This is a genomic window from Bradyrhizobium sp. (assembly GCF_049586575.1).
In the GTDB taxonomy this organism is placed as follows: Bacteria; Pseudomonadota; Alphaproteobacteria; order Rhizobiales; family Xanthobacteraceae; genus Bradyrhizobium.
The window spans coordinates 1-2,961 of record NZ_JBAVCF010000401.1 but is presented as its reverse complement, the minus strand read 5'-3'; the positions used below and the strand labels follow the sequence as shown (position 1 = coordinate 2,961).

Genomic DNA, 2,961 nt, shown 5'->3' with positions numbered 1-2,961 from the left:
TCTTTGAACCGCCCAACACGGTCGTTGCCGTATGACACGCACCGCAATGACCGAGACCCTCGACCAGGTAAGCGCCGCGGTTCCACTGTTCCGACTTCTTTGGATCTGGTTCAAAGGCGCCGTCATGGAAATACAGTTCGTTCCATCCTGCCATCACTTCCCGAACGTTTAACGGCCAGGAGAGCTCAGTTGGTTTGTTTTTCTGCCGTACCGGCGTAAGCGTATCGAGGAAAGCCTTGATCGCGCGCACGTCATCACGGCTTATCTTGGTGAACCAGGGGTAAGGGAAGGCAGGATAGAGGTGCTTGCCGTCACGACGGATGCCGTCATGCATCGCTTTGTAGAAATCCTGTTCCGACCAGTTGCCGATGCCGGTTGCCTCATCCGGAGTGATATTGGTGGAATAAATGGTGCCGAAAGGCGTGGGCACAGCGAGCCCGCCGGCGTATGGCTTACCACCCTGGCCGGTATGGCAAGATGCGCAGTCGCCAGCATTGACGAGGTAGCGCCCTCTCTCGATGGTCGTGTAAGTGGTGCCTTGCGCCTGTGCCGAGACGGCAGTCGAAAGCGATAGACCGAGCAATCCCACGAGCCCGAACGCAAGTTTCGTTGTGCGCATGATGCCGTTCCTTCCGGTCAGGCGTGAACGAGCGGGCCCGGGTTCTTAAGGTACTTGGTCCTGATCGCGTCCGCGGCCCAATAGGCGAGCGCGCCGACTGTGCCTGTCGGGTTGTAGCCGGGGTTTTGCGGGAAGACGGACGACCCCATTACAAACACGTTGGAGACGTCCCACGACTGCAGGTAGGGATTCACCACACTCGTTTTGGGGTCCGCCCCCATGGCGGCCCCGCCCGTATTGTGCGTCGTCTCATACGGCAGGATGGAATAATGACCCTCGCGATAGTTGATCTTGATCGACCGCGGATTCATCGCTTTGGCGATCAGCGCCGCCTTGTCCGTCTCAAATTTCGACATCTTGCGTTCGTTATCGTGGAAGTCGAAAGTCAATCGCAATAGCGGATTGCCATATACATCGCGGTACGTGGGATCGAGATCGAGGTATGAATCACGATAACTCATCACGCTGCCATGGGTGGCGATCGAAACGCTTTTCAGATAATTTTCGTGCATCGCTCTTTTCAAGCCGCCTCCCCATTTCGGCGTACCCTCGGGGACCGCGTGCTGCTGCAAAATCGGCCTTCCGCCGGTCGTCCAAAGCGCGATATATCCGCCGCCGAGGAAGCCGAGAGGCCCGTGGTCGAAGTTGTCGCCGTTGAATTCGTCGACCGCTTGCCCCAGCGCGCCAGCACCCATGAACGGGTTCATATTTTCATCGAGGAACACACTGACTGATGACGTTATCTGGTAAGCATAGTTTCTGCCGGTCACGCCCTGGTTTGTCTTCGGATCGTATGGTGCGCCGATGCCGGAGAGCAACAACAGATGGACGTTGTGCTGGGCGAAGGCACACAGGATGACGAGTTCTGCCGGCTGCTCGAATTCGCGGCCTTGCACGTCGACATAGGTCACACCCGTGGCGCGTTTGCCAGTGGAATCAAGATTGACGCGGGTAACGTCGCAGAGTGTCCGATAGGAGAAGTTGTCCTTCGGGAGCAGCGCGGGAAGGATCGTGGTCTGGGGCGAAGATTTTGAGTAGTTGCCGCAGGCGAACCATTCACAATAACCGCAGTAGGTGCATTCGCCCATCTGTACTCCGTAGGGATTCTTGTACGGCTGCGACGTGTTCGCGGCCGCGCACGGAAACGGTTTAAGACCGATCTCCTTTGCCGCCTTGTCGAAGAGCACGGTCGCGTAGCTGCGTTTGAGCGGCGGCAGCGGATATGCGCGAGCTCGCGGTCCCTCGAAAGGGTTGCCGCCGGGCTGTATCTTGCCCTCGAGGTTGCCAGCCTGTCCGGAAATTCCGCAGAGATACTCGAACTTGTCGTAGTAGGGCTCAAGCTCCTCGTAGGTGACGCCCCAGTCCTGAATCGTCATGTCGGCCGGAATAAAGTCCTTGCCGTAACGCGTTTCGGTGTGACTGCGAATCTTGAAATCGGTGGGCAGGAAACGCCAGTTCTGACCGTTCCAATGGACGCCGGCGCCGCCAACGCCGGACGCCGGGTTGAACGAGCCGAGGTGGCGCATGGGCAATGCTTCCTGATCAAGTGAATTACGAAAGGTCAGCGTCTCCCGCGCCGGCTCTTCAAACAGCCCATTCCGAACCGCATATCTTAGTTCATCCTGAATATGCGTGGTCGCGAAGTCCGGCACTGTGTCGCGGAACTTGCCGCGCTCAATCGCCAGTACCTGGAGCCCGGCGTCGGTGAGCTCTTTTGCGAGAATGGATGCTGTCCAACCAAACCCAACCAGAACCACGTCGACCGATTTGAGTTTTGTAGCCATGGTTCAGCCCTTCCGCACCGGAGTTCCGTTGCGCCCCATTAGTCCCACCGTGGGTAGCGTGTAGGGTTTGCCGTATTGTTCGATTTCGTTGACATAGTTGTAGCGTGGGCCAGGGAATCCAATTAGCTTCCACCCGGCAAAATCGCGGTTGCCGCCGTAGATTGGATCAGCGAAAAAGCCTTCGTTGGTGTTCTGCCAGAGCATGGCGAAGAACTCTTTGGCAGGGGCGTCCGCGAGCTCGATCTCGCCCTTCTCAAGGCCATGAAGGATTTTGTCTTGGTCGCTTGCGCCGAGTTCCGCAAACGTCTTGTTATTGAACGTGCGCCGGCAATAATCATCAATCGATTGAATACCGGCTCGATAGAGCTGAGCGGGCGTGAGCTTGAGTTGGTAGCCTTGCTCCGGCGTGCCTTTCTTCCACGGACCCTGCATGTACCAGGTCTCGGCGCGGCCGAAGGAACCCGCGATCTGCTGGTCGATGAAAAAGGTGACGCCGGCTTCCTTAGCACCCGGGCCCAGTTCGTCGGCCGGAATGAGGCGGCTGACCGCTGCGTCTAT

At 57.8% G+C, this 2,961-nt stretch carries 3 protein-coding genes; all 3 read right to left on the bottom strand.

Annotation, left to right across the window (positions count from 1 at the left end; all coding sequences use genetic code 11):
- On the bottom strand, positions 1–619 hold a 619-nt coding region (locus WB528_RS15925; RefSeq protein WP_423889370.1), incomplete at its 3' end, for a c-type cytochrome.
- 17 nt (positions 620–636) lie between these two features.
- A complete protein-coding gene (locus WB528_RS15920) occupies positions 637–2,403 on the bottom strand; it encodes a GMC family oxidoreductase (RefSeq protein ID WP_423889369.1) in 1,767 nt (588 codons plus the stop codon).
- 3 nt (positions 2,404–2,406) lie between these two features.
- Positions 2,407–2,961, bottom strand: a 555-nt coding sequence (locus WB528_RS15915; RefSeq protein ID WP_423889368.1) for a gluconate 2-dehydrogenase subunit 3 family protein, incomplete at its 5' end; no start/stop codon positions are given.